This is a genomic window from Haloarchaeobius amylolyticus (assembly GCF_026616195.1).
Taxonomy (GTDB): Archaea; Halobacteriota; Halobacteria; order Halobacteriales; family Natrialbaceae; genus Haloarchaeobius; species Haloarchaeobius amylolyticus.
In genome coordinates this window covers 447,287-471,439 of the sequence record NZ_JANHDH010000001.1, presented here as the reverse complement: position 1 = coordinate 471,439, position 24,153 = coordinate 447,287, and the positions used below count along the sequence as shown (strand labels likewise).

Genomic DNA, 24,153 nt, shown 5'->3' with positions numbered 1-24,153 from the left:
CAAGTTCTAATATCCTCCCGGGAATAAGTGTATCTGAGGGACACAATTCTCGGCGACTGCTCGGTGAGTGCCAACCTCACCAGCAAGTTTAAATTCTCTCTCAACAATGTTTTTATATGAGGAGAATCTGCTGAGCTTCTGCTGCGTTTCCTCGTATTTTCGAACGTAATCAACCTGTCTCAGCGGCTACACCTCCACTCTGAATATTATGACTGCCATCAATTACAGTGCCAACTTTGTCTCGACTCCGACCATCGATCACGCCCGTCAACTGTGCCGACAGGCGGTCCTCGACGCCGCACAGGTGCCCCACCCGGTCGTGGTGAACGCGCTCCCGTCGATGGGAAAAAGTTGGTCCGCCACCAGTGTCCTGAGCGAGCTTGGCGTCCCCGGAACCATTCTCACCTCGCGCACGGACCTGTCTGAAGAACACATCGCGGGATGTGAAAAGGAGGGATTGACCTACTACCAAATCCCGTCCTTTTACCGAGACTGCCCCACGGCAGGGAAAAACAACGAACATGGAGACGCCTGGAAAACCAAATTCAACCGCAAATACAACCGGGGGAGGTCCGCCAAGTGGCTCCACGAGAATGCCCGGACCGTCTTTGGGGAGGAACTACCTTGTGGTCCGGAGTGCCCGTACATGGCTCAATTCCGAGACCCAGAGGAGGTTGCGACGGTAGACGTGATTATCGGGAACCACCAGCACGCCTATGTCTCCGAGTACATCGACGGCCGGGTCGTATTCATAGACGAGTTCCCCGGAGACGCATTTCTCAAGAAATTTGACTCCGATGAATATCAGCAGATTGTGTCTGAATTTCTGAAGAACGAGCCTACCCTCCCCTTCGAGAACTATGCTCAGCTTGAGGCAGCATTCTACAATCGGTCGAATAAGGCCGAGATTAAAGCATGGCGTCAGTCGAGTACCTGCCTACCTTCTCAAGCGAACTGGCACCGGACCGAGCACGGGCACATCAATGGACTACAACTCACCCGAGCCGCCCTCTCCTGGGACTGGCTGGAGAACGGGTGGAGGTGGGTTGACATAGGTGGCGGCTACACCGCGGCCAGGCACCCAGAGGACGGTGAAATCTGGTTGGCGAGCAAGCCAGACCTCTCAACTGCGGCCTCAGTGGTCGGCCTTGATGGTACGGCATCTCCCGTGCTCTGGCGATATTGTCTCGGACCTGAGACAGAGGTCATTCAGGTGCTATCCCGGAATGATGCGAACGTCTATCTGCGAGATACCCTCCAACTCCGCATCGTGCAACTGACCGACAACATTGAGCCGTATCTCAGTTCATACTGGATAAATCCGGGGCGAGATATGGCCGTCATCGAATACGTGTGCAATCACAATCAGAATGTAGGATTGATAACGTCGAAGAAGGCCAGAAACGAGCTTCTCAAGCGCGGTCTTGATGGCTTCATTCCAGAAGAAAATGTTCGTCATTACGGGATGGTCACAGGCACGAACGCACTGGCCCAGTGTGATGTGGGACTGATAATCGGTGCTCCACAGCGGTCCGACCGCGATATTGAGCGTTGGTGTGCGTTGATGGGTGAGTCGGTCAAGGCAGCACAGGGGGAGGATGGAAACCGCAGGGGCGGGAAGGCTCTCGATTTTGGCCCCATCGGGAACGAGGTCTCACAGCATTTCCGCGAGTATGATGTCCTCCAGGCGATTATGCGATTCAGCCGGGCCAACGGCACCGGGTCGCACGGCGCGACAGTCTACGTCTACACCGGGGCAATCCCGTCCTGGGTGGACGTGGAACGAGAATCGTGGCGGATTGTACCCACGAGTTCCAGCGTAGGACTGATGCAGGTGTGCAAGGCATTACACGAGCTTGGCGTCGACCAGGGCGAGTCTCGAACGACTACGGAGATTCAAAACTCAGTCGAGACGCTATCCGACGATCCAGTCAAACAGGACCAGACGCGGAAGGTACTGAAAGACCTTGCTCAGCGAGGAGACCTCCAGCAGGAGAAGCGCGGGAAGGACCTCTGTTGGTTTGACTACCGAGTTAACTTCGTCGGTGACCACGGTATCGTGCTTCCACGGTGAACACTTGATTTTGCCTAATTCTCCTCATTAGGAAGAATCCAGTGTGATAAAGTGCGATATGCAGACCGACCGGAGGTCGCGTTCATCGGAGAACGCCTGCGGCATGAGCACCACCCTCCTACGAGACTCCGAGGAGGAGTGGTGACCGATTCGGCGGGTTCTCCGTGCCACAGGACTTCTCGGTGGGGTGACCGGGCCGGAGTACACACAGGGCTCATTCAGACCGTCCATGCGGCCGGGACCCGGACAGCCCCGAAGGCCGCGCCCAGCAGGCTCGGCCGCTACAATGACTGACCGGAGGTCGCACTCACCGAAGAACCTCGCCCCTCGCACTTCCCGCCGCCGCGATCTTGGGGACATCACAGGGGCTACGCCTGGCTCGACCCGCCGTGATACCGTATCGCACGCACCACACGTAGAGATAAAAAACGGTATTTCCGCGAGTGGCCAACCCTTCCCCTCAGAACCCCCCGCCTGACGACCTGCTAACCCCGGCAGTGCCTGCCCCGCCACCCCAGGTATGGACCGACGCGACAGCCCCAAGGGGAGAGGTTGCATGAGGCCGGAGGGTTGTTGGCTACGGCGGTGAGACTGTGGAGAGGTCTGGACGACACCCCGGAAGGTGGTGGGCATAGTCAGTCGCGGTTCTCCGATGGTCAAGGGACCCCCACCGGCCGACCAACCGGTCAGGGCGACCGCGGACTGAGAGTACCCCTGATGGACAGGTGAACGACGGCAGTGGAGCAGTGAGCAGGGCGCTTCTTCGATGAATCAGGGTGCCCACGCGGTCGGTGGCGGGCAAGTTACTGGATGGGAATGTATAGAGACGAGACCATCACGGCACCGATGGGCGGATGCAGAACGTGGTTCGGTACGGCGGCGTACTCAAACGTGGGAGATTGCTCAATTTGGTCCTATGGAATATATCATTTCGAAGACCCCAGCGCAAGCAGCAGCCTGAACATATATAATCGAAGAAATCACTGTGGGTTCCTTGTGTACAACTTATGGTTGTTTTGCCCGGTGGATTTTTATAATTCCCCAACTATATGTTGTGTATGGGAGTCTCAAACAGCTACCTCCGGCCGTTCGCAGAGAACAATGAGTTTACCATGGAGGACCTGTCCAAAACTGATGCAGACTTAGAGCGAGCCATACAGCGCAATCTCTTGGAACACTTCAAACACGCCCGACTCAACACTGGAATGGACAACTGGGTCATCGAAAACCGCGATGGTGTATGGCTCGCATTCAACGAGTACGAACTACAGGAAGAACTGCGGAGAGCTGACATTGAGTTCGACCCTGCCCAGCTGAACGCAGTGGCTCACGCTCACCTCAATTCTTTTCAAGACATTGGCATTACACTCGAAATCCCTGGAAGCATTTCCCGCAGTTACGAAGACCCCTTCTTTTTCCCAGTCTTCGTAAAGTACCCCGAAGGATGGAAAGATGGGATCGCCCATACCCATCAGCGATTCAAAGAACTGGTGTTCCGTTACGAAATGAGCCCAGCAGAAGCACTGGACTACTGGGTCCTCGGGAACACGTCAGAAGAAACGAAAAGTTGGGCCACAGCGAGGAACGTGAACCCGGAGGCAATCCGCAAGAACATACGCCAAGCAGAGAGCAAATTAGAGGACGATGACCTTGGCGCATCCCACAGGAACTCGGTCATCCAAGCGGTCTCCATAGAAGACGTACCAGAGGATAAGCCGCACGACCCAGAAGCAGACCGGTTCTATATCCCTACCGACGAGCAGATCGAACGCTGGGACTAACTAACGCTAAGAGACACGCCCATACGCGAGGCTCCAATTTTCCAAAATTCTGTGAGCGACTAACCCTCCGATCGGGTACATCGCCACTGACGACTTACTAACCTCTTGGGGGTGCCAGATTACGGACCCATTCGGTGGTCGATGCTTTTCGGGTCAGTGTCGCGGCAGTCGCGGGTCGGAGGCTGGAATCGGGGGCGTTCTCCGGTGAAACAGGTGCCCCGCGCGGGCGAGCCTGCGGCAACGTTATCTCTGTGGGGTGCGTTTGAACGAGTAGAACCGCAAGACGTAGTGGACCCGGACCACTCCAGGGTGCGGACTCGCCGTCGGAAACCCGTGCAACTAACTCCCGGATCGAGTGCAATTACTTGTAACTGCCCGGGAGAACTGCTGAGACACGCGAATGTTTTTCGCGCGTCGAAGAAGCGGGCCGGGCGCGATTTGAACACGCGACCGTCTGATTAAGAGTCAGACGCTCTGCCTAACTGAGCTACCGGCCCAACTGCATCTCATCGTTACTGGTGGTAGTTAAAAAGGGTTATCATTCGAACCAGCCGCGGGTGAGTGTTCCAATCACGTGCCAGCGCCGGGACGGCGGGCCGTCGGTCCCGGCGAGGTGGCCCGGGTGGGCCGCGACCCACGAACCGGCGCGACGAGCCGTCTCGCCCCCGTCTCCGGGCGACCCGGCGCCTTCGGGACCGTTAAGTGCCCCGGGCGAAAGGTGTCTGACAACATGAGTGCCGGGGTCAGCATCTCCTCGATGTCGAAGTACGCCATCCTCGGGTGTGGGAGCGTCGGCCACGCCGTCGCCGAAGAACTGGTCGAGCAGGGCAAGGACGTCCTCATCGTCGACCGCGACGAGGGCCGCGTCGAGGCGCTGCGCGACCAGGACCTCAATGCCCAGACCGCCGACATCCGCGACGAGGCCGTCGCCGAGGAGGTCGCCAACTGCGACGTGGTCCTCATCATGGCCTCGGACATCGAGTCGAACAAGGCCGCGGTCCAGAACATCCGCGAGCAGGGCGGCGAGCAGTTCGTCGTCGTGCGGGCCTCTGACCCCGTCTCCGGGGACGAACTCACCGAGATGGGCGCGGACGTGGTCATCAACCCGTCGTCGGTCATCGCCGACGCGGCCATGCGCTCGCTCGAATCCGGCGAACTCGAGTACAAGGCGAACCAGCTCGCGGAGGTCCTCACCGACACCAAAGAGCGCGTCGCCATCCTCACCCACGACAGCCCGGACCCCGACTCCATCGCCTCCGCGGCGGCGCTGCAGGCCATCGCCGAACACCTCGGCGTCGAGGCCGACATCTGCTACCTCGGCGACATCGGCCACCAGGAGAACCGCGCGTTCGTCAACCTGCTCGGCATCGAGTTGCTGAACTGGGCCGACATCGAGGAGAAGGAGGTGTACGACACGATGGCGCTCGTCGACCACGCCAAGAGCGGCGACTCGCTCGACATCTCGGTCGACGTCATCATCGACCACTACGAGCCCGAGGAGGACCTCGACGCGGCGTTCCTCGACGTGCGCCCGAACATGTCCTCGACGTCGACCATCATGACGAAGTACATCCAGGAGTTCGACATGAAGGTCGACGAGGCGGTCGCGACCGCCCTCCTCTACGGAATCCGCGAGGAGACGCTGGACTTCAAGCGCGATACCACCCCGGCGGACCTGACCGCCGCGGCGTACCTCTACCCCTTCGCCAACCACGACCTGCTGGAGCAGGTCGAGTCGCCGTCGATGAGCCCGGAGACGCTGGACGTGCTCGCCGAGGCCATCCAGAACCGCGAGGTCCAGGGCAGTCACCTCGTCTCGAACGCGGGCTTCATCCGCGACCGCGAGGCGCTCGCGCAGGCGGCCCAGCACCTCCTCAACCTCGAGGGCATCACCACGACCGCGGTGTTCGGCATCGCCGACGACACCATCTTCCTCGCGGCACGCTCGAAGGACATCCGGATGAACATCGGCAAGGTGCTCGCCGACGCCTACGGCGACATCGGCGAGGCCGCGGGCCACTCCACCCAGGCCAGCGCGGAGATCTCGCTGGGCATCTTCACGGGCATCGAGACCAACGACGAGAACCGCGATACGCTCTTGCAACTCACCGAGGAGGCGGTGAAGCGGAAACTGTTCCAGGCGATGGGCGTCGAGAGCGGCGAGTCAGGAAACGGTAGCTAGACGCGGAGTCAGGCCGCGACCTCTTCGTCCTGGTCCGGCTTCTTCAGGCGTTCGATGACGTCGTTGACCAGCACCACGTCCCCGACCGCGCGCACCCAGCGGTACGGGATGAGGACGCCGCGCTCGCCGCTCTCGAGGCGGCCGTTGAACAGTTCGGGATTGAGTTCGTTCAGCGCGAGTCCGGTGACGGTTCTGTTGTCGATGTTCAGGCGGACGTCCTCGATCTCCCCAACGAAGACGCCGTTGTTCGAATAGACCTCGCGACCGACGAGGCTCGTTATCTCTTGCGGTGTCCCGTCCATACGCACCCTGAGGGCGAGACGGGTCTTAATTCTTGGTCAGACGGTCACGACAGGGTGTCGAGCAGGTCGCCGAACACGGCCAGGGCCTCCTCGCAGTGGCCGGCCGACCGGCCGAGGCTGAGCCGGACCGCCTCGGGCCGGTCGAAGAACCGGCCGGGGACGACCAGCAGGTCGTACTCCTCCCACGCCCGGGCCGCGAGGTCGTCGCCGCCGACCGACGCGTGTTCGACGAACCCGAACGACGAGCCGGGGGGAATCTCGCCCGCGAGGTCGTCGCGTTCGGCGACGAAGCCGGCGAGCAGTTCGTGGTTCGCCGCGAGCAGGTCGCGCTGGGCCGGGACGAGTTCCTCGCGGTGCTCGAGCGCCCGCGCCGCGAGGGCGACGCTCGGTTCGGCGAGCGCCGGCAGGTGCCACGCGACCGACCGGGCCGCCTCGACGAAGTCGGCGTCGGCGAGGAGCCAGCCGACGCGCAGGCCACCAAGTCCCATGAACTTGGTCAGCGAGCCGGTGACGACCGTGTTCTCGACGCCGGCGGCCGTCGGGGCTCCGAAGGGCCCGTCGGTCGTCAGGTCGGTGACGTAGGGGGCGTACACCTCGTCGACGAGTACCCGGGCACCGTAGTCGTCGGCGGCGCGGGCGGTCTCGGCGACCGTCTCGACCGCGGTGAACTCGCCGGAGGGGTTGTGCCGGTTGGTCGTGACGACGAGCCCCGCGTCGTCCATCAGGGCGGCCTCGACGCGGCCGGGGACGAGCGGATAGCCGTCCTCGGGCGGGCGGAGGAACCGGTCGACCCGGCCGCCGAGCGCCCGCGCGCTCGCCCGGAGCGGTTCGTACCCCGGCTTCTCGACGAGCACCTGCGGACCGGACGCGTCACCGGTGTCGCCTGCCTGCTGGATGGCGGTCGCGATGGCGACGAAGTTGGCCATGGTCGCCCCGGCGGTGACCAGCACGTTCGACTCGTCGACCCCGTAGCAGTCGGCCAGCTGGCGGTCGAGGTCCCGTTCCGGCGGCGGGTCGTCCAGTCCGGCCAGCCGGCCCGGGATCGGCCCGCGCTGGTGCTGGAAGGTGCCGCGGAGGTCGCTCGACCCGAGGTCGTGGGTTGCGGCCTCGGGCTTGCCCGCGATCCACTCCAGGTACTCGATGGTCGGGAACATATCACCCGCTCCCACGGCCTCGTAGTTGAGTGTTCGGCTCGCGGGCCGGCCGCTCGCGCCCGCAGTACATAAATACACAAAAATCTTTTATACAATGATTCAACACCCGGTGACATCCCGAGTGGATGAAGATAAATCTCTCACCCCGTTTGGTATGGATGCCGGGGTGCCTCTGACAATCCGGCCCTCGACGACCGGCCCTGCCCGAGCCGGTCGTTGACCGAGGGGGACTTCCCCCCTTGTTTCTGTCACCGACCGACTCTCCTACCGAGCCACGCGTCCGCGGTGTCGGCGCCGACAGGCCGCCACCGCCACGATAGACCCCACAACTAAGGCGTCCGGCCTCGGAACGTGCACCGATGAGCGAGTTGCTTACAGCCGTCAGACTCCTCGGCGGGTTCGTCCTCCTGCTGGCGAACGGCTTCTTCGTCGGGACCGAGTTCGCGATGACGCGGGTGAGACAGTTCTCCGAGTCGGAGTTCACCGGCCACCCGGGGCTCGAACGTGCCTGGGAGATGACCGAGGAGCTCGAGATATACCTCTCGGGCTGCCAGGTCGGTATCACGGTCTGTTCCATCGGGCTGGGCGTCGTCGCCGAGCCCGCGCTCTCGGCAGCCATCAACCCGCTGTTCGTCGCGGTAGGGCTCGCAGAGCCGGGCTCGCACGCGGCCGTCGCCGCCCTCACCGCCTTCGCGCTGATGAACTTCTCGCACGTCGTCATCGGCGAGCAGGCGCCGACGTACTTCGGGGTCGAGCGCACCAAGACCGCCGCGAAGTACGGCTCGCGACCGCTCTCGCTGTGGACGAAGCTCATGTCGCCGTTCATCCGGCTCGCCGACCGCATCGCGAAGGCCATCCTGGCCCTGTTCGGCGTCGAGATGACGCGCTCGTGGGCCGAGGAGGAACTCGAGGGGGAGGAAGACCAGCTCACCTCCCGTGCGGAGCTCCGGACGAAGATGGGCGACGTGCTGAGCCGGTCCAACCTCCCGCAGGAGCGCCGGCAGGAGGTCATCGCGGCGTTCGAGATCGGCGAGACGCCAGTCAGCGAGATCATGGTCCCCATCGACGAGGCCGTCGTCCTGCACGCGACGGACGACCTTGAGACCACCCTCGAACGCATGCAGGAGCACCCACACACCCGGTTCCCGCTGGTCGGCGACGGCTTCGACGACTACCGCGGGGCCGTCTACACCCCCGCCGTCCTGCGCAACATCGAGGGCCTCCGGGCGGGCAAGACCGACCTCGCCGACTGCACGGGCGAGCCCATGACCATCGACGCCGGGACCCCCGTCTCCGACGCCATCGACCAGTTCCAGGAGGCCGGCGAGGAGCTCGCACTGGTCGAACGCGACGGTGAGGTCGTCGGGATGCTCACACCCACCGACGCCTGGGAGACCATCACCGGCGAGCAGACCGACCCGCTCGACGCGTCATGACTCCCGTCCGCGCTCGTCGAGTTCGGTGTCGAATATCTCCCTGAACCGCTCGTAGGTCGAGTCCCCGACGGCATCGCGGACCAGTGCGAACGCGCCGCTGGCCCGCCGGTCGCGGGTCCGAGCCGCGGCCGACTCGACCAGCTGGTAGACGCCCGAGAGTTCCGCGTACATCAACAGGACGTTCACGTTGTCGAAGACCACCCAGCCCTCGCCTGGTTTGACGTAGTTCATCCCCCGTGCGAACCGCTGGTCGATGCCGCTCAGGTCGTTCGGGTGGACGACCGAGGCGGTCCACATCGGGCCGTCGTAGTCGACCGGCGACCCGGAGACCGGGACGACGCCGACCCTGTTCGGGTCGCCGCCGCGCTCGCGGACGAGCTGTTCGACCTTCGCCGGCGAGCGCGTCGTCGAGACGACCAGCAGGTTCTCGAACGCCGACCCGGGCAGCAGCGTGAGTGGCGACCGCAGCGACGAGATGAGCACGAGCGCCTGGGTGCCGGCGTCGACCGCCAGCGGGTCGGGCTCAGTCGTCCTCGGCATCTTCGAACCCTCCGGTGTCGGTGGTGGTCGCTGGCGGCGTCTCTGTCTCGAAGGAGGACCGGTCGGTGTCGATGAACTGCCGCGCGAAGTAGTAGATGCCGATGGTCGCACAGGTCGAGGCCCCGAGGTTCAGGACGCTCGTGACGAGGAAGGAACTGTAGAGCTCCGGGAGGATGACGTCGTACTCGATGAGCAGGCCGAGAACGTTCGAGACGGTGACGAGGAACAGGCCGACCGAGAGGCCCACGATGCCCTCGGTGTAGGCGACGTTCTGGGCGTAGGCGACGGCGGGGTAGAGCAACAGCAGGGAGGCCGCCAGGAAGAGGCCGATGTTGAGGGCGGTGACGACCTGGAACGGGTTCTCCAGCAACACCCGGAGCAGGTCCCGGAACAGGGTGTCGAGCACCAGGTCAAGCGCCATCAGAGGTCCCTCCGTTCGGTCAGCAGGTAGACGGCCTGCAGGGCCGCGACCACCGCCGCGAGCACGGCGACGGTGAACACGACGCTGAAGACGGCCCGGTAGTAGGGCAACTCGAACAGGTAGAACGCGGCGACCGGCGCGTTCGTGAGGATGAACGCGCCGAAGACGACGGGCATCGGCTTCAGCATCCGGTTGATGGGTGCGCCGCTGAACCCGCGGACCGCGATGAGCGACAGGGCGAAGCCGACGCTCAGGACGACGATGTTGAGCACCGTCACGGCCTGCACGAGGAGCCAGTAGGTCTCCTCGGATATCACCGGCGGCCACCTCGGCCGCCCGGTCCGGTCGGCTGTATCACTTTCTACCCATCCGTGATGACCGCTAAAAAATCCTTTGGCACGCGTTGGCGTGCCTGCGCGTGGTCGTCACATCGGTCCGGTTCAGATACCGAAGCCGTAGCGCATGACCCCCCCGGCGAGTGCGGTGACCGCACCGAGGACGGAGGTGATCGGTTCCGGGATGACGAACATGACCGCGCCAGCCGCGATTACCCAGGTCGAGAGTTCCATGGGAGAGACGAGTGGGTCCGGCCCCGAATGGTCCCGGCCTACACATCTGGCGGCCGCGACCGGACCCGCGGTCGCCCCGTCAGAGCAGCGCGTCGACGTCGGCGTGGTTCCGGAGCATCTCGACCATCGTGTCGACGGTCTCCTCGTCGCGGGTGCGCCCGACCCGGACGACGTCCTCGGCGCGCTCGACCGTCGTGATGGTGTTCGCCTGCACGACCATGATGGGGACGCCCTTCTCGGCGGCCTTGCCGAGGACGGCCCCCGACGGCCGGTGCCCACCCGTGAGGATGAGGCACTTCACGCCCGGCGCTTCGAGCGCGGCCGACTGGATGTCGGCGCGGTCCCCGCCCGTGATGACGGCGGCGTCCTTCGTCCGGCGGAAGCCGCGCAGGGCCGCGTCGGCCCCCATCGCGCCGACGCTGAAGCGTTCGACGAAGCCGTCCATCGGCACGTCCGTCAGCACGTCCGCGCCGAGTTCGTCGGCGAGTTCCTGCACCGTGACGCCGGCGAGGTGCTTCTCGCGCGGGACGATGCCGACGACGGGGACGCCCTGCTTCTCGAGGAACGGGACCACGTCGTCCTCCAGTTCCTCGTAGACCCCGTCGGCGACGCGGTTGAAGACGACGCCCCGGAGCCGGTCTTTGCCCACGTCGTCGACCGCCGCCAGCACCTCGTCGACGTCGTTGATGCGCTCGTAGCTGCAGACGAGCAGGACCTCGGCGTCGACGAGTTCGGCGATGTCGCCGTCGGCGATGTCGAGGATGTTCCCCGTGCTCAGGCCGCCGCCCTCGAGGAACAGCTGGTCGTACTCGGCGGCGAGGTTGTCGTAGGCGTCGCGGATGCGCTCGCGCACCTCGTCGGCGTCCTCCCGGCCGCGGACGACCTGCTGGATGAACGTCGGCGAGTAGACGACGGGCTCGAGTTCGTGCATCTCGGCGTCGAGGCCCAGCAGCTCCTTCGCGAGCATCGGGTCCTCGTCGAGCGTCTTGCCGACGTTCGACTGCAGGCGCGTGCCCTTCGGTTTCATGTAGCCGACGCTGCCGTCGCGCTCCTTGGCGATGCTGGCGAGGGCCAGGGTGATTGCTGTCTTGCCGGTGCTCTCTGCGTTCGCGGTGACGAGTAACGATTTCATAGGTCCTCCGTGTCCACGGTGAGTCTGATGTCGACCGCCTGGACCCCGTCGGGGCCGGCGACCAGTGGGTTGATGTCCAGTTCCAGTATCTGCGGGAAGTCGGTCACGAGCTGTGAGAGGCGCTGGATGGTCTCGACGACGCTGTCGACGTCGGCCGGGGTGCGGCCGCGGGCCCCGCGCAGTAGCGGCGCCGCCTGGATGTCGTCGATCATCTCGCGCGCCTCCGGTTCGGAGACGGGCGCGACCCGCAGCGTCGTGTCCTCCAGCACCTCGACGAAGATGCCGCCCAGTCCAAAGAGGACGAGCGGGCCGAACTGCGGGTCGCGGTTGACCCCGACGATGGTTTCAGTCCCTTCGTCGAGGTCGACCATCTCCTGGACCTGCACGCCCAGGATGTTCGCGTCCGGCTGGTAGTTCCGGGCGCGGGTGATGAGGTCCTCGAAGGCGTCGTACACGTCGTCGGTCTCGACGCCGACCTTCACCCCGCCGATGTCGGACTTGTGCAGGATGTCGGGGCTGACGATCTTCATCACGACCGGGCCGTCGATGTCGGCGGCGGTCTGGACCGCCTCTGCCGGCGAGTCGACGACCGCGCCCTCCGGCGTCGGGATGCCGTAGGCGTCGAGCAGCTCCATCGCCTCCACGCCGAGGCGGTTGTCGTCGCGGACCTTCGCCTGCTCCAGCACCTCGCGGGCGGCTTCGCGGTCCACGTCGAACTCGGTCGCGGCCTCGTAGTCGGTGTCCCGGATGCGCCGGTAGCGCGCCAGCGCGTCGATGCTGTCGACGGCGCGGGCCGGGTCGAAGTAGTTCGGGATGCCGGCCTCGCGCAGCGTCTCCGCCGCCGCGCCGGTGCGCTCCCCGCCCATCAGACAGGTGAGCAGCGGTTTCCCGTGGTCGGCCTGTCGGTCGACGACGACCTCGGCGAGGTCGCCGTAGTCGAGGACCGCGGTCGGCGCGCTGACGACCACGGCGGCCGCGACGTTCGGGTCGTCGAGGACGATGTCGATGGCCGTCTCGAAGCGCTCGATGTCGGCGTCCCCGATGGCGTCGACCGGGTTGTAGATGTTCGCCTCGTCCGGCATCTCCGCTTTGAGCCGGTCGAGGGTGTCCTCGGTGAACGAGGCGAGCGAGAGCGAGGAGTCCCCGATGGCGTCGGTCGCCATCACGCCGGGACCGCCCGCGTTCGTGATGACCGCCACCTCGTCGGTCTCGGGCAGCGGCTGGCCCGACAGCGCGCGGGCCGAGTCGAACAGCTCCTGGACCGACTCGGCACGCAGGACGCCGGCCTGTTCGAGGCCGGCCTCGTAGGCGGCCTCGCTGCCGGCGATGGCGCCGGTGTGGCTCGACGCGGCCTTCGCCCCGGCGTCGGTCCGCCCGGACTTGACCACGACGACCGGCGTGTCGTCGGTGGTGTCGCGGGCCGCCTCGATGAACTCGCGGCCGTCCTGGATGGACTCGAGGTAGCCCAGGACGACGTCCGTGTCGGGGTCGTCCCCCCACGACCGGACGAAGTCCGTCTCGTCCAGCACCGCCTTGTTGCCGAGCGAGACGACGTCCTTGAAGCCGATGTTCTGGTCGTTCGCCCAGTCCAGCACCGCGGTGATGAACGCGCCGGACTGGCTCATGAAGGAGATGTTGCCCGGCAGGGCCATCTCCGGGCCGAAGGTGGCGTTCATGTCCACCCCGGTGTTCATCACGCCGAGGCAGTTCGGCCCGACGAGGTTCAGGTCGTACTCCTCGGCGACCGCCTTCAGCTCCTGTTCACGGTTCGCCCCCTCGCCGCCGGTCTCGCCGAACCCGGCGGTGATGACGACGACGTTCGTGACGCCGGCCTCCCCGGCGTCTCGGACGACGTCGATGGCGTACTTTGCCGGCACGACGACCACCGCGAGGTCGACGGGGTCGGGGACGCCCTGCAGGTCGTCGTAACACGGTTCCCCGAGTACTTCGTCCCGACTCGGGTTCACCGCGACGACGTCCCCGTCGAAACTGCGGAGGTTCTCCAGTATCGCGCGCCCGACCGAGCCCTCGCGGTCGGTCGCCCCGACCACGGCGACCCGTTCCGGCGCGAACAAGCCTGTCAACGTTCCCATCAGCTAGACCGTCTCGTGGCCCGGGGATAAAGGTGCCTGACGGTTTCCATTTCGCGGGTATCGACCCGCCGCCGTCTGCGAGAGCTTCACTTGCAACGGTGGTGTGCTGGCACGTGACTGGCCCCGTTCACTCCGCCACGTCGGCCACCGTCGCGCCCGAATACTCCAGCAACTCGTCGGGTACGATGGGGAAGACGGTCGTCGGGGTGCCCGAGGCGACCCACACGGTCTCGAACTCGGTCAGCGTCTCGTCGAGGTACACCGGCAGGTCGGTCTCGTGGCAGAACGGCGGGACCCCGCCGATGCTCCAGCCCGTCGCCTCCTTCACCTCGTCGGGTTGTGCCATCCGGGCCGACTCGGCCCCCACGAGTTCGGCCAGTCTGTCGGTGTCGACCCGGTTCGCGCCCGAGGTGACGCTCACGACGACCTCGCCGTCGGCGACGAGGACGATGCTGCTGCCGATCTGGGCCACGTCGCAGCCGATGGCGTCGGCCGCGTCGGCGGCGGTCTTCGTCCCCTCCGGGAACTCGGTCACGTCCGGGACGAACCCGTAGCGGTCGCGGGCCTGTGCGACGAACTCGGCGGCGCTCTCGTGCATGGACGCGGTGAGTGCGCGGGTCGACAAAAAGCTACGTTCGCCGGTACGGCTTGCGCGCTACCGCTTCAGTTCGACCGAGAGGCAGTCGCCGGCGGCTCCCTCGCGCCTGACGTACCGGGTGCGGCCGGCCGGCGTCTCGCCGTCCCCGCCCTCCCGCCGGAGCTCGAAGCACTCGAACCGGACGACGAGCCGGCCGTCGGCCACGGTAGCGCGCAGGACCGGTCCGGTTCCGGTCACGACGACGTAGGGCGGCGCCGGCACCGGGTTCGCCCGGAGGTCGTACCCCGCGGCCTCGACCGCCGAGGCGAGCACTCCGGGAAGCCGTTCGAGGATTCCTTGCTGGCGGAGCAGGGCGGTCAGCGGCTCGACGACCTGCCGGCGGTCGGTGGCGGGGCCGTCCCACGCCGCGGCGACCTCGTCGGCACAGTCGCCGACCGCGGCGAGCAGGTCGCCGTGGGTGTCGAGCAGCGACTCCCTGACCGCCGTCTCGGTGGTGCGGGCAGGGGCGGTCGGGTCGTTCTGGCAATCCGAGCCGGGGTCGGTCACGGCATCGGGTTCGGGGCCCCAGGGCAAAAAGGCGACTCCGGGCCGGGTCGAGTCGGGTCGTGCCGGGACGGGGACGCCACCCATGCCCTGCGCCGGCGTGGCACGCCACCGACCAGACACAGCAGTTATCTGTTCGATTCCAGTACGGTCAGGTATGCCTTCGCCCTCCCGCCGCCGATTGCTACAGGTCGGATTCACGAGTACAGCGTCACTGGTCGGCCTCGCCGGCTGTCTCGACGAGTCGAGCAGTGGAGAGGACACGACCACGTCGCCGTCGGAGACGACCGACGAGACAGGGACGGCCACCGCGACCACGACGCAGTCAGGAGCAGGGGATTCCTCGGCCGTCGACGCCCTGCTCTCGTGGGTGCCAGCACCCGAGGCCTTCCCGCCCGCCGGCGGCGAGTTCGAACTCCTCACCGCCGACGCGGCGACCATCTACGAGCGTCGCGAGGCGTTCGCGGAGGACGGCTACGAGCGATTCCGGAAGACGGCCCTCGGCGCGGCGTCGCTCCTCGAACTCGAACAGGGGACCGTCGAGGCCGTCGTCCAGGCCCAGTCCAGTGCTCTCGTCCTCGCGTCGACGGGCACGGCCGACGCCGACCTCGCGACCGCCTTCACCGATGCGGGCCTCACCGAGGACGGCACGGTCGCGGGTCGGACGCAGTACACCGGCTCGGTCGACGGTGCGAACCTGACCTGCGTGGCGGTCGACGGCACCGTCGTCGTCGTGCAGGACGCCGAGGCGCCGACCGAGACCATCGCGGCGGTCCTCGGCGCGAAGAACGGCGAGGAACCGCGCTACGTCGGGTCGAGCGAGGACCTCGCCACGGTCCGCGAGGCGCTCCCCGGCGGCCACTTCGCCGTGATGGTTCCCCGAGACATCGAGGGCAGTGGGGTCGTCGCCTCGGGCACCGGCTTCGGGTACGCCTGGACGTTCGGGCCCGCGGAGACGACGGTCACGGTCGGTATCGCCTACCCCGAGGGCGAGGTCCCGGCCGGGAGCGACCTCACGGCCTACCTCGCGGACCGCCGGGGCTTCCGGGACTACGGCGAGTTCACCGTCGAGTCGCGGGGCAGGGTCCTGCTCGCGACGGGGACCATCCCGACCGAGAACTTCGACCTGCTCACCGACGGCGACCCGGGCGAGCGGACGACCCGGGGGACCCGGGCGCCACAGGTCCAGTTCGACTTCGAGTACGACCCCGACGCCGGAGAAGTCGTCATCACCCACTACGGCGGCGACGAGTTGCAGGCGGCGAACCTCACCGTGCGGCTCGAGGGCGAGGCGACCGCCGCACAGTGGGCACAGACCCACGAGTCCGTGCAGGCCGGCGACGCCCTCACCGTCGACGTGAGCGGTGCCGAGTCCGGTGCAGCGATCCAGATCGTCTGGGCCGAGGACGGCGTGAGTTCCGTCCTGGCGCGGTTCACGCTGCCCTGACCCGGACCGGCCTCTTCGTCTGCCGGGAAGCGGCGACAGGGGTCGCGGTCCGACCGTATTACCGGGTCCAGCCGTAAGGGCCGCACATGGTACAGAGACGGACGGTGCTCTCGGGCGTCGGGGCGACGCTCGCCCTCGGCTCGCTCGCCGGGTGCCTGGCGTCCATCCCCGGGCTCGGCGGAGATGGCGCCGGCGGCACACCCCGGGAGACCCTCGCTGGGTACGTCCCCGGCAGTGACGGCGACGACGGGCAGCCCCCACTCGACCTCATCTACGTCGACGCGAGACGTCTGGAGGCGGTCCGCGACCGGTTCCCCGGGACCGTCGGCCAGCAGATCGGGGCCCTGTACGACCCCGCGACCGTGGGCCTCCCACTCGAACGTGGCGACGTCGACGCGGTCCTCACCGCCCACCAGCTGTTCGTCCTCGGCGTCGACACCGACGGCCTCGTGCGAACGCTGGCCGACGGCGGGCTCACAGACGCCGGTCGCTACCGCGAGGTCCCACTGTTCGACCTCGACGGTCAGACGGTCGCCGCCGATTCTGGTGTCATCGTGCTCGGGACCGACGCCCGCGTCCGGGCGGCACTGGACGCGAATTCCGGTGGGGCTCCCTCGGTGGCCGACACCTCGACCGCGTACGACCACCTCGCCGGGGCCGCGGCCGGGACCGTCGACGTCTTCGGCGGCCGCACCGACGACGCCGGGGACGGCCGTCTCGGCACGCTCTACTCGTGGACGTTCCCGGCGGACACCGCCCGGTTGACCCTCGCGGTCGCGTTCGCCGACAGCACCGACCCGGACGCACTCGCGACCGCGACCGAGAGCGCCGGGGGACTGGCCGAGTACGACTGGGGTGACCGGACGACCGACGGCCCGGTCGTCTCGCAGGTCGGCACACAGCCCATCGGGGACTTCGACCTCCTGCGGGAGGGGACGCCGGGCGAGTCAGGGTCGTCGTCGGCCGAGGCAAAGCGCAGCTGCTGACGGGTCGGTGCCAGGAGAGAGACGGTGGGACAGAACGGAGAAGACGGGGAGCGGAGAGCGGGCCCCGGCCTACAGGACGATGCTCTTCTTCCGGAGGAAGGCGTGGATGGAGGCGTCGATGCCCTCACGCCCGATACCGGAGTCCTTGTTGCCGCCGAAGGGGATGTCGCCGAGGCCGTGGCTCGGGGCGCCGTTGATGCGGACCGCACCGGCGTCGATGACGTCGGCGAGGTTCATGGCGCGGTCGTAGTCGGCGGTGAAGACGGCGGCGTCGAGTGCGAGGTCGCCCTCGTTCGCCAGTTCGACGGCCTCGTCCTCGTCGGCGACCTTCGTCACGGCACAGACCGGGCCGAACTGCTCCTCGTGGACGATGCGGGCGTCGTGGGGCACGTCCGCGAGCAGGGTGGGCTCGAAGTCGCGACCGTCGCGTTCGCCGCCGGCGACGAGCGTCGCGCCCTTCTCGATGGCGTCGTCGACCAGTTCCTCGACCCAGTCCGCCTGGTCCTCGGAGATGAGGGGGCCGAGGTCGGTGTCCTCCTCGAAGAGGTCGCCCTTGACCCAGTCGCCCATCTTCTCCTCGATGTTCGCGACGAGCTCGTCGTGGACGTCCTCGTGGGCGAGGACGCGGGAGACGGCCGAGCAGCGCTGGCCGGCGTACTTGAGCGAGCCCTTCGCGGCGGCCGCGGCGGCCTCGTCGATGTCGGCGTCGGGGAAGACGATGGCCGGGGCGTTCCCGCCGAGTTCCATGTGGAGGTTGACCATGCCGGACTCCTTGGCGACGTGCTTGCCCGCGCCCGAGGAGCCGGTCATCGCGACCGCGTTGATGCGGTCGTCGCCGGCGAGGACGTCACCGATCTCGGAGCCCTTGCCGGTGACGAAGTTGAGCGTCCCGTCGGGGACGACCTCGTTCACGACCTCCGCGAGGATGGCGCCACTGACGGGCGTCTTCGTCGCGGGCTTGAGGACGACGCTGTTGCCCGCGGCGAGCGCCGGGGCGACCTGCAGCGCCGTGGTCGCGAGGGGGTAGTTGTACGGGGTGATGCAGAGGACGGTCCCGATGGGTTCGTGCTTGACGATGGCCTCCCAGCCCTCGTGGCCCGCCGTGGTGCCCTCGCGGTACTGGCCCTTGATCTGACGGATCTCCTCGGCGGCGCGCCGGAAGCGCTCGGCCGCGCTGCCGACCTCGCCACGGGCCGAGGAGATGGGCTTGCCCGCCTCGCGGACGATGACCTCCGCGAGTTCCTCCTCGCGTGCCTCGAGTTTGTCGGCGATCTCGAACATCCACTCCGCTCGCTCGACGACCGTCGTCTGCCGGAGCGTCTCCTTCATCTCGTGTGCCGCGGCGAGGGCGTCGTTCGCCTGCTCCGGGGAGGCCGCGACGACCTCCGCGAAGTGTCCCCCGTCGGCCAGGTCCGTCACCGGGAGCGTCGATTCGCTGTCGACCCACTCACCGCCGACGAGTAGCCGCTCTTTCCGCTGTGCCGTCTTCGTTGCCATACCAGTACATGCGACCGCCGGGACTAAAAATTTACTCATGAGCGAATTAACCGCCGGCAATCGTTGCCAGCGCCGGACCGTGCGCGCGCGAGGCCACTGGTGACACTGCCCACGACGACCAACGGCCGAGCCGGTCGCGACACCTCCCGCGGTCCGGTGCGGTCCAGACCGTGCCATGGCACGGCGACAAACGTCTAAGATATCAGTGAGCGCATACGATGGGGGAGTACCCAGGAGTCCGTCCGCAAGCAACTCCCCGAACTCGAGGAGTTCGTCCACTCCATCCACCACTACCTCGCGGACGACACGCTCTCCAGTGAGAGAACGGTCCGTTCTGCCGTCTCAGGGTTCGGCGTCGACGGTGTAGTCCGTCGCGATCCACCCGTCCGTGTTCCCCTGCTCGGAGAAGACCAGCCGGCCGGGGCTGGTCTCGTTCGCCTTGACCTGTGGCACCGACTCCGGTTCGTCCAGCTGTCCATCGCTCATACGAGTCCTTTAGGCAAACCTAAATCTAAACCTTGCGGTTCGACACGTCACCCCCGGGACCGGTGCGGCCGGAGCAGTCCGGGGACGGATTTAACCAGCTCTCGCGTGCAGGGTCGACCATGGAGTTCACCGTCGTCCAGGGAGACATCGCACAGCAGTCCGCAGACGCACTGGTGAACGCGGCCGGGACGAGCCTCCGCATGGGCAGTGGCGTCGCCGGCGCGCTCCGTCGCGGGGCGGGCGACGGCATCAACCAGGCGGCCATGGCGAAGGGCCCCGTCGACCTCGGCGCGGTCGCGGTGACCGACGCCTTCGACCTCGACGCCGAGTTCGTCGTCCACGCCGCCGCGATGCCGCACTACGGGGACGGACAGGCCACCGAGGAGAGCATCCGCGACGCGACCCGGAACGCGCTGGCGGCGGCCGACGAGCGCGGCTGCGAGTCGCTCGTCGTCCCCGCCCTCGGCTGTGGCGTCGCCGGGTTCGACCTCCGCGAGGGTGCCCGCCTCATCTGCGAGGAGCTCGCGGCCTACGAGCCCACGTCGCTCTCGGACGTGCGCTTCATCGCGTACGCCGACGACGAGTTCGAGACCATCCGCGAGGTCGCGAGCGAGTTCCAGTAGGCGGACCTGCCCGGTGCCGGGGGGCGCGCCGACTTTCTCGGTGTGGCCCGTAGCGACGGCATGGACGTGCCAGCCGACGCCCCGCCGGCCTGCCCCGTCTGCGACCACGACTACGACTCCGTCTCGGCACACCGGTCCGGCGTGATGGTGAACCTGCTCGACAACGAGCGCTACCGCCGGGTCTGCTTCGAGCCCCGCCCCGGCGGCGAACTCTGGTTCTTCCACCACACGCACGAGCAGGCCGGGACGGACTGAGTCCCCGGGCGCGACTCACGCCTCGACCGATACCCCCCACGTCTCGCGGGCGCTCTCCAGGTCGTCGCCGACGTGCTCGCCGCGGTAGCCGAAGATGTCGTCGTAGCCGCACTCGCTCATCAGGATGGGGACGAAGGGCTCCTCGGTGACGAGTTCGGTCCCGTCCGCCCTCGCGTAGGTCTCCCCGCCCTCGACCTGCTCGAAGTTGTCGACGACGAGTTCGGCCGCCTCGCCGTCGACGGGCTTCTCGACGGCCTCGCGGAGCGAGTAGAACGAGCTGTCGACGGTGTCGGGCTCGCCCGGCCGTGCGTCGGTCAACTGCAGGAACGCCCGGACGAGCGAGACGGCGTTCTCGGTCGCGTTCTCGGAGAGCTGGCGACCGGCCTCGACGGAGACCACGCCCTCGCACCCGGTGAAGGCACCGTCGGCCGCCTGCTGCTCGTCGACGACGTGTTCGACCGGGAGGGCGTCCGCGACCTCCTGTGCCCGCGGGTTGTCCCGGTCGACGAGCGCGATGGGTTCGTCGTGGCTGTGCGTGGTGTGGATGGAGAGGGTCGTGCAGTCGGCGAGTTCGCTCGCCAGTTCGGCGGCGAGGCGTTCCTCCCGGGCGTCCGCGTCGGTTGAGCCGGGGAAGGAGCGGTTCATGTCGGTATCCAGGTACCGCCGGTGGGCCGCCGTCGCGGGCGGGTTCGCGAGGACGAGTTTCACCGGGCGCTGCAGGTCCGGCGGCTCCTCCAGGACCTGCCTGATGGCGCGCACCCCGGCCGGTTCGTCGCCGTGGATGCCGCCGACCACCGCGAGCGACGGCTCCTCCTCGTCTGTCGGGCCGAGCACCTCCACGTCGATGGCTGCACTCCCGTCGAACATCTCGGTCGATGCTCGGGTCGCCAGACACCACAAAGGCCGGCCAAACACCGGTTGGCCGGCACGTGAGACGATAACAGCCGTCTAGTCGTGGCCGGAGACCGGCACCGGCTCGTACGGTTCCTCCAGCCACTCGACGTCGGAGTCCGAGAGGTCGATGTCGAGCGCCTCGACCGCGGCCTCGAGGTGTTCGATGCTGGTGGTGCCGACGATGGGTGCGTCGACCGTGTCCTTCGAGAAGAGCCACGCGAGGGCGATCTGGGCCATCTCGACACCCTCCTGTGCGGCGAGTTCCTGCACGCGCTCGTTCACCTCGCGGCCGCCACCCTCGAAGTACGGGTGGTTCTTGGCGTGACTGTCGGACTGCCCGCGGGTCGTCGCGTCGAACTCCTCGTGGGGCCGCGCGAGGTAGCCCCGGGCCAGCGGCGACCACGGGATGACGCCGACGCCCTCCCGCTCGCAGAGGGGGAGCATCTCGCGCTCCTCCTCGCGGTAGAGCAGGTTGTAGTGGTTCTGCATCGTGACGAAGCGGTCGAGGCCGAGCCGGTCGCTGGTGTGCAGCGACTCGGCGAACTGGTGGGCCCACATCGAGGACGCGCCCAGATAGCGCACCTGCCCGCGGCGGACCGCGTCGTCGAGCGCTCGCATGGTCTGCTCGATGGGCGTGTCGTCGTCCCAGCGGTGGATCTGGTAGAGGTCGATGGTGTCCATGCCGAGGCGGTCGAGCGAGTTCTCGAGTTCCTGCTCGATGGCCTTCCGCGAGAGGCCACCCGAGTTCGGGTCGTCCTCGTCCATCTGGAAGTAGCACTTGGTGGCGACGACGGCCTCGTCGCGCTGGCCCTCCAGGGCCTTGCCGAGGACGCGCTCGGACTCGCCGTCCGAGTACATGTTCGCGGTGTCGAAGAAGTTGATACCGAGGTCGAGCGCCCGGTTCACGAGTTCGATGCCCGCCTCCTCGTCGAGGACCCACTCGCGCCAGTCCGAGGTGCCGAAGCTCATGCAGCCGAGACAGATGCGGCTGACCTCCATGCCGGTGTCACCCAGTGTGGTGTACTCCATGGACGGGGCCACGACCGCCGGGGTGAAAAACATCGCCGCATTGATTAGGTATCCGACGTGATTTGGGTGAAATATGCGTGCCCTCCACCTCGCAGCCGCGGTCCTCGCGCTGGCCTGCCTGTTCGCCGCTGCGCCGGCGGCGGCCGACGCCGGCTCCCTCGCCCTGCAGGAGAACGAGTCCGACTCACCCGACGTGAACATCTACGGCCCGGAGACGGCCGTCTACAACTACAGCGAGGAGTTCAGGGTGAGCGTCCTGGGTGCCGACGTCGAGTCCGTGACCTGGAAGTTCCCGGACGGCTCGACCGCCACCGGGACCGAGACGACCTACCGGTTCATGGAAGAAGGCGACCGGACAATCACGGTCGTCGTCGAGACGACCGACGGCGAGACCCTCCGCGAGAGCGTGACCTACGACGTGTTCCACGCGGACGACGACGACGGCTGGAACCCGGTGCCGGCGCTGCAGTTCTTCGGCATGGTCGGGTTCTTCCTCCTCGTGCTGCTCGGCCTGAAGATGGTCGCGCTCCCGATGATACTCCGGGAGCTGTAGTCACATCCCGTCCAGACGTGGTGCAGCGACCTCCCAGAGGTGGCCATCGAGGTCTGCGAAGTACCCGGAGTAGCCGCCCCAGAACGTCTCCTGTGGCTCCTTGACGAGTTCCGCACCGGCTGCGACCGCTTCGGCCAGCAGCGCGTCGACGGCCTCCCGGTCCGGGACGTTGTGCGCCAGGGTCACGCCCGAGAACCCGTCCCCGTCCGGGGAGACGGTCGCGTCCTCGGCCAGCGCGTCCCAGGGATAGAGCGCGAGCCACGTGCCCGTCAGGGTGAAGAAGGCGATGTCGCTGTCCGGTTCCCGGTCGCGTAATGGCAGCCCGAGGCCGTCACGGTAGAACTCGATGGCGGCGTCGAGGTCGTCGACGCCGAGCGTCACGACGGTGATGCGAGGGTCCATGGCGAACAGAGGGGGAGCGGGACCAAGAAGCCGGAGGTCAGACCGACTCGGCGTTCACGAAGCGCATCCCGACGCGCATCCCGAGGTAGGTCACCACGCCGAGGGCGACGTAGCCGGCCGCGAACACCCAGGTGTACGTCCCGGGGCTGCCGATGGCGAGCCGGGCGATGGTGTTCGCCGGGTGCTCTGGCAGCAGGCCCGTCACCGTGATGGCCCCGAGCACCCCGGTCGAGTAGAGGAACTGCGCCTGCCGGCGGTCCGAGGCGAGCAGGGCGATGGTCAGTCCCGCGGTGACGACGGTGAACGAGAGGCCGGCCACGACGGCCACGAGCATCGGCCAGTTCGCGATTTTCGTCCCGTTGACCCACAGCAGGAGGAGCCAGACCGCGGCCTGGATGGGGGCGAGGATGGCCGTCGCGAGCAGTTTCGCGTCGACGATGTCCGCCAGCGAGACGGGCGCGACCCGCAGCAGTTCGAGGGTCCCGCGTTGCATCTCCTCGGTCAGCGAGTCCACCGCGATGGAGCCACTGATGAACACCGGGAGGAACATGAGCAGGGGTACGAGCACGGTGTAGGTGAACCCGAAGTAGGGGCTGGAGCCGCGCTTCTGTGGCACCTCCAGCACCCGGTGTTCGAGGCTCCCTGCGTACTCGCGGCGGAGGTTCTCCTCCATGGACTCCAGCGTATCCCGGACCTGCACGACGATGATGGTCGTCCGCAGGTTCTCCTTCGGCACGCTGGTCGTGACGAACACCGTCCCGTTCGCGCCCTGTGTGGCGACCATCACCGCGTCGACGCGCCGGTCCTGGAAGTCGGCTCTCGCGTCGGCGACCGACGCGTACCGGGTCGGGTCGATGCCGGACTGCCCGCGGACCGCCTGCAGCACCTCGTCGGAGGCGTTGCCCGTCACGGCCATGTCGAGCTGGTAGCCGTCGACCGAGCCGGGGTCGTACAGCGACACCAGCCCGACGACGAGGAACGAGGAGAACGTCGCCACGAACAGCTGGATGAGTAGCGCGAGCACGATGGTCTTCTCGCTCCGCAGCGAGGCGATCTCCCGGCGGGCGATGGTGAGCCGGGCACGCCAGGACGCGCCGCTGCCGTCGCTCGCCTCGTCTTCCCGCCGGGCGGCAGTGCTCCCGTGCTCGGGACGCGG

At 66.9% G+C, this 24,153-nt stretch carries 25 protein-coding genes and 1 tRNA gene; 9 read left to right on the top strand and 17 right to left on the bottom strand.

Annotated features, from left to right (window positions below; translation table 11 throughout):
* The first annotated feature begins 208 nt into the window (after positions 1 to 208).
* Positions 209 to 2,074, top strand: coding sequence for a hypothetical protein (locus NOV86_RS02490; RefSeq protein ID WP_267639647.1), 1,866 nt, complete (start codon positions 209 to 211; stop codon positions 2,072 to 2,074).
* Positions 2,075 to 3,132: 1,058 nt separating this feature from the next.
* Positions 3,133 to 3,855 carry a hypothetical protein gene (locus tag NOV86_RS02485; protein WP_267639646.1) on the top strand — a complete coding sequence of 241 codons (723 nt, stop codon included), beginning with the start codon at positions 3,133 to 3,135 and terminating at the stop codon, positions 3,853 to 3,855.
* Between the two features lie 423 nt (positions 3,856 to 4,278).
* On the opposite strand, the gene NOV86_RS02480 is transcribed toward NOV86_RS02485, so the two are convergent.
* Positions 4,279 to 4,352, bottom strand: a tRNA-Lys gene (locus NOV86_RS02480).
* 233 nt (positions 4,353 to 4,585) lie between these two features.
* Between NOV86_RS02480 and NOV86_RS02475 the strand changes: the two genes are divergently transcribed.
* Positions 4,586 to 6,037, top strand: coding sequence for a DHH family phosphoesterase (locus tag NOV86_RS02475; protein WP_267639645.1), 1,452 nt, complete (start codon positions 4,586 to 4,588; stop codon positions 6,035 to 6,037).
* A gap of 8 nt (positions 6,038 to 6,045) precedes the next feature.
* Here NOV86_RS02475 and NOV86_RS02470 read toward each other — a convergent pair whose 3' ends face one another.
* Together NOV86_RS02470 and NOV86_RS02465 are read right to left on the bottom strand one after the other, a co-directional pair.
* Positions 6,046 to 6,339, bottom strand: coding sequence for a PRC-barrel domain-containing protein (locus tag NOV86_RS02470; RefSeq protein ID WP_267639644.1), 294 nt, complete (start codon positions 6,337 to 6,339; stop codon positions 6,046 to 6,048).
* 44 nt (positions 6,340 to 6,383) lie between these two features.
* Positions 6,384 to 7,493: a pyridoxal phosphate-dependent aminotransferase gene (locus NOV86_RS02465; protein WP_267639643.1), complete on the bottom strand. Its 1,110-nt coding sequence runs from the start codon at positions 7,491 to 7,493 to the stop codon at positions 6,384 to 6,386.
* Positions 7,494 to 7,852: 359 nt separating this feature from the next.
* On the opposite strand from NOV86_RS02465, the gene NOV86_RS02460 reads away from it, so the two are divergent.
* On the top strand, positions 7,853 to 8,929 hold the full coding sequence (locus NOV86_RS02460) for a CNNM domain-containing protein (RefSeq protein WP_267639642.1): 1,077 nt from the start codon (positions 7,853 to 7,855) through the stop codon (positions 8,927 to 8,929).
* Here the strand turns inward: NOV86_RS02460 and NOV86_RS02455 are convergent.
* From NOV86_RS02455 to NOV86_RS02420, 8 genes are all read right to left on the bottom strand, one after another.
* Complete coding sequence (locus NOV86_RS02455; protein WP_267639641.1) at positions 8,924 to 9,469, bottom strand: DUF7504 family protein; 546 nt, start codon at positions 9,467 to 9,469, stop codon at positions 8,924 to 8,926. The two genes, NOV86_RS02460 and NOV86_RS02455, sit on opposite strands and share 6 nt — an antisense overlap.
* On the bottom strand, positions 9,453 to 9,890 hold the full coding sequence (locus tag NOV86_RS02450) for a hypothetical protein (protein WP_267639640.1): 438 nt from the start codon (positions 9,888 to 9,890) through the stop codon (positions 9,453 to 9,455). The genes NOV86_RS02455 and NOV86_RS02450 overlap by 17 nt, the downstream gene beginning before the upstream one ends.
* Positions 9,890 to 10,207 carry a hypothetical protein gene (locus tag NOV86_RS02445; RefSeq protein ID WP_267639639.1) on the bottom strand — a complete coding sequence of 106 codons (318 nt, stop codon included), beginning with the start codon at positions 10,205 to 10,207 and terminating at the stop codon, positions 9,890 to 9,892. Before NOV86_RS02445 ends, NOV86_RS02450 begins: the two co-directional genes overlap by 1 nt.
* A gap of 123 nt (positions 10,208 to 10,330) precedes the next feature.
* A complete protein-coding gene (locus tag NOV86_RS02440; protein WP_267639638.1) occupies positions 10,331 to 10,459 on the bottom strand; it encodes a hypothetical protein in 129 nt (42 codons plus the stop codon).
* A 79-nt stretch (positions 10,460 to 10,538) separates the two neighbouring features.
* Positions 10,539 to 11,591 carry a phosphotransacetylase family protein gene (locus NOV86_RS02435; RefSeq protein WP_267639637.1) on the bottom strand — a complete coding sequence of 351 codons (1,053 nt, stop codon included), beginning with the start codon at positions 11,589 to 11,591 and terminating at the stop codon, positions 10,539 to 10,541.
* Positions 11,588 to 13,684: an acetate--CoA ligase alpha subunit gene (gene acs / locus NOV86_RS02430; RefSeq protein WP_267639636.1), complete on the bottom strand. Its 2,097-nt coding sequence runs from the start codon at positions 13,682 to 13,684 to the stop codon at positions 11,588 to 11,590. Before acs ends, NOV86_RS02435 begins: the two co-directional genes overlap by 4 nt.
* 127 nt (positions 13,685 to 13,811) lie before the next feature.
* Entirely contained in the window at positions 13,812 to 14,282 is a 471-nt protein-coding gene (locus tag NOV86_RS02425; protein WP_267639635.1) for a YbaK/EbsC family protein, read from the bottom strand.
* A gap of 57 nt (positions 14,283 to 14,339) precedes the next feature.
* Positions 14,340 to 14,828, bottom strand: a complete 489-nt coding sequence (locus NOV86_RS02420; protein ID WP_267639634.1) for a DUF7988 family protein — start codon at positions 14,826 to 14,828, stop codon at positions 14,340 to 14,342.
* 154 nt (positions 14,829 to 14,982) lie between these two features.
* Here NOV86_RS02420 and NOV86_RS02415 point away from each other — a divergent pair, with 154 nt between their 5' ends.
* Positions 14,983 to 16,272, top strand: coding sequence for a hypothetical protein (locus NOV86_RS02415; protein WP_267639633.1), 1,290 nt, complete (start codon positions 14,983 to 14,985; stop codon positions 16,270 to 16,272).
* 86 nt (positions 16,273 to 16,358) lie between these two features.
* On the top strand, positions 16,359 to 17,258 hold the full coding sequence (locus tag NOV86_RS02410) for a hypothetical protein (RefSeq protein WP_267639632.1): 900 nt from the start codon (positions 16,359 to 16,361) through the stop codon (positions 17,256 to 17,258).
* Between the two features lie 69 nt (positions 17,259 to 17,327).
* On the opposite strand, the gene NOV86_RS02405 is transcribed toward NOV86_RS02410, so the two are convergent.
* Positions 17,328 to 18,755 (bottom strand): aldehyde dehydrogenase family protein, encoded by a 1,428-nt coding sequence (locus NOV86_RS02405; RefSeq protein WP_267639631.1) that lies wholly within the window; start codon positions 18,753 to 18,755, stop codon positions 17,328 to 17,330.
* 342 nt (positions 18,756 to 19,097) lie between these two features.
* Positions 19,098 to 19,241 (bottom strand): hypothetical protein, encoded by a 144-nt coding sequence (locus tag NOV86_RS02400; RefSeq protein ID WP_267639630.1) that lies wholly within the window; start codon positions 19,239 to 19,241, stop codon positions 19,098 to 19,100.
* A 119-nt stretch (positions 19,242 to 19,360) separates the two neighbouring features.
* On the opposite strand from NOV86_RS02400, the gene NOV86_RS02395 reads away from it, so the two are divergent.
* Positions 19,361 to 19,864 carry a macro domain-containing protein gene (locus tag NOV86_RS02395; RefSeq protein WP_267639629.1) on the top strand — a complete coding sequence of 168 codons (504 nt, stop codon included), beginning with the start codon at positions 19,361 to 19,363 and terminating at the stop codon, positions 19,862 to 19,864.
* A gap of 60 nt (positions 19,865 to 19,924) precedes the next feature.
* Complete coding sequence (locus NOV86_RS02390; RefSeq protein WP_303647536.1) at positions 19,925 to 20,119, top strand: DUF8145 family protein; 195 nt, start codon at positions 19,925 to 19,927, stop codon at positions 20,117 to 20,119.
* 15 nt (positions 20,120 to 20,134) lie between these two features.
* On the opposite strand, the gene NOV86_RS02385 is transcribed toward NOV86_RS02390, so the two are convergent.
* Both NOV86_RS02385 and NOV86_RS02380 read right to left on the bottom strand, forming a co-directional pair.
* Positions 20,135 to 20,986: a M14 family metallopeptidase gene (locus tag NOV86_RS02385; protein WP_267639627.1), complete on the bottom strand. Its 852-nt coding sequence runs from the start codon at positions 20,984 to 20,986 to the stop codon at positions 20,135 to 20,137.
* A gap of 81 nt (positions 20,987 to 21,067) precedes the next feature.
* On the bottom strand, positions 21,068 to 22,042 hold the full coding sequence (locus tag NOV86_RS02380) for an aldo/keto reductase (protein WP_267639626.1): 975 nt from the start codon (positions 22,040 to 22,042) through the stop codon (positions 21,068 to 21,070).
* A 73-nt stretch (positions 22,043 to 22,115) separates the two neighbouring features.
* Between NOV86_RS02380 and NOV86_RS02375 the strand changes: the two genes are divergently transcribed.
* Entirely contained in the window at positions 22,116 to 22,595 is a 480-nt protein-coding gene (locus NOV86_RS02375; RefSeq protein WP_267639625.1) for a PKD domain-containing protein, read from the top strand.
* On the opposite strand, the gene NOV86_RS02370 is transcribed toward NOV86_RS02375, so the two are convergent.
* Entirely contained in the window at positions 22,596 to 22,997 is a 402-nt protein-coding gene (locus NOV86_RS02370) for a VOC family protein (protein ID WP_267639624.1), read from the bottom strand.
* Positions 22,998 to 23,034: 37 nt separating this feature from the next.
* Entirely contained in the window at positions 23,035 to 24,066 is a 1,032-nt protein-coding gene (locus tag NOV86_RS02365) for an ABC transporter permease (protein WP_438266714.1), read from the bottom strand.
* Positions 24,067 to 24,153 lie beyond the last annotated feature (87 nt).

Excerpts from the sequence above, each read along its gene's own strand:
- NOV86_RS02490 (WP_267639647.1), top strand. The coding sequence starts at position 209 with ATGACTGCCATCAATTACAGTGCCAACTTTGTCTCGACTCCGACCATC.
- NOV86_RS02435 (WP_267639637.1), bottom strand. The coding sequence starts at position 11,591 with ATGAAATCGTTACTCGTCACCGCGAACGCAGAGAGCACCGGCAAGACA.
- acs (WP_267639636.1), bottom strand. The coding sequence starts at position 13,684 with ATGGGAACGTTGACAGGCTTGTTCGCGCCGGAACGGGTCGCCGTGGTC.
- NOV86_RS02415 (WP_267639633.1), top strand. The coding sequence starts at position 14,983 with ATGCCTTCGCCCTCCCGCCGCCGATTGCTACAGGTCGGATTCACGAGT.
- NOV86_RS02440 (WP_267639638.1), bottom strand. The coding sequence starts at position 10,459 with ATGGAACTCTCGACCTGGGTAATCGCGGCTGGCGCGGTCATGTTCGTC.
- NOV86_RS02390 (WP_303647536.1), top strand. The coding sequence starts at position 19,925 with ATGGACGTGCCAGCCGACGCCCCGCCGGCCTGCCCCGTCTGCGACCAC.
- NOV86_RS02425 (WP_267639635.1), bottom strand. The coding sequence starts at position 14,282 with ATGCACGAGAGCGCCGCCGAGTTCGTCGCACAGGCCCGCGACCGCTAC.
- NOV86_RS02400 (WP_267639630.1), bottom strand. The coding sequence starts at position 19,241 with ATGAGCGATGGACAGCTGGACGAACCGGAGTCGGTGCCACAGGTCAAG.
- NOV86_RS02405 (WP_267639631.1), bottom strand. The coding sequence starts at position 18,755 with ATGGCAACGAAGACGGCACAGCGGAAAGAGCGGCTACTCGTCGGCGGT.
- NOV86_RS02485 (WP_267639646.1), top strand. The coding sequence starts at position 3,133 with ATGGGAGTCTCAAACAGCTACCTCCGGCCGTTCGCAGAGAACAATGAG.
- NOV86_RS02380 (WP_267639626.1), bottom strand. The coding sequence starts at position 22,042 with ATGGAGTACACCACACTGGGTGACACCGGCATGGAGGTCAGCCGCATC.
- NOV86_RS02455 (WP_267639641.1), bottom strand. The coding sequence starts at position 9,469 with ATGCCGAGGACGACTGAGCCCGACCCGCTGGCGGTCGACGCCGGCACC.
- NOV86_RS02470 (WP_267639644.1), bottom strand. The coding sequence starts at position 6,339 with ATGGACGGGACACCGCAAGAGATAACGAGCCTCGTCGGTCGCGAGGTC.
- NOV86_RS02410 (WP_267639632.1), top strand. The coding sequence starts at position 16,359 with ATGGTACAGAGACGGACGGTGCTCTCGGGCGTCGGGGCGACGCTCGCC.
- NOV86_RS02385 (WP_267639627.1), bottom strand. The coding sequence starts at position 20,986 with ATGTTCGACGGGAGTGCAGCCATCGACGTGGAGGTGCTCGGCCCGACA.
- NOV86_RS02375 (WP_267639625.1), top strand. The coding sequence starts at position 22,116 with ATGCGTGCCCTCCACCTCGCAGCCGCGGTCCTCGCGCTGGCCTGCCTG.
- NOV86_RS02465 (WP_267639643.1), bottom strand. The coding sequence starts at position 7,493 with ATGTTCCCGACCATCGAGTACCTGGAGTGGATCGCGGGCAAGCCCGAG.
- NOV86_RS02460 (WP_267639642.1), top strand. The coding sequence starts at position 7,853 with ATGAGCGAGTTGCTTACAGCCGTCAGACTCCTCGGCGGGTTCGTCCTC.
- NOV86_RS02395 (WP_267639629.1), top strand. The coding sequence starts at position 19,361 with ATGGAGTTCACCGTCGTCCAGGGAGACATCGCACAGCAGTCCGCAGAC.
- NOV86_RS02475 (WP_267639645.1), top strand. The coding sequence starts at position 4,586 with ATGAGTGCCGGGGTCAGCATCTCCTCGATGTCGAAGTACGCCATCCTC.
- NOV86_RS02370 (WP_267639624.1), bottom strand. The coding sequence starts at position 22,997 with ATGGACCCTCGCATCACCGTCGTGACGCTCGGCGTCGACGACCTCGAC.
- NOV86_RS02450 (WP_267639640.1), bottom strand. The coding sequence starts at position 9,890 with ATGGCGCTTGACCTGGTGCTCGACACCCTGTTCCGGGACCTGCTCCGG.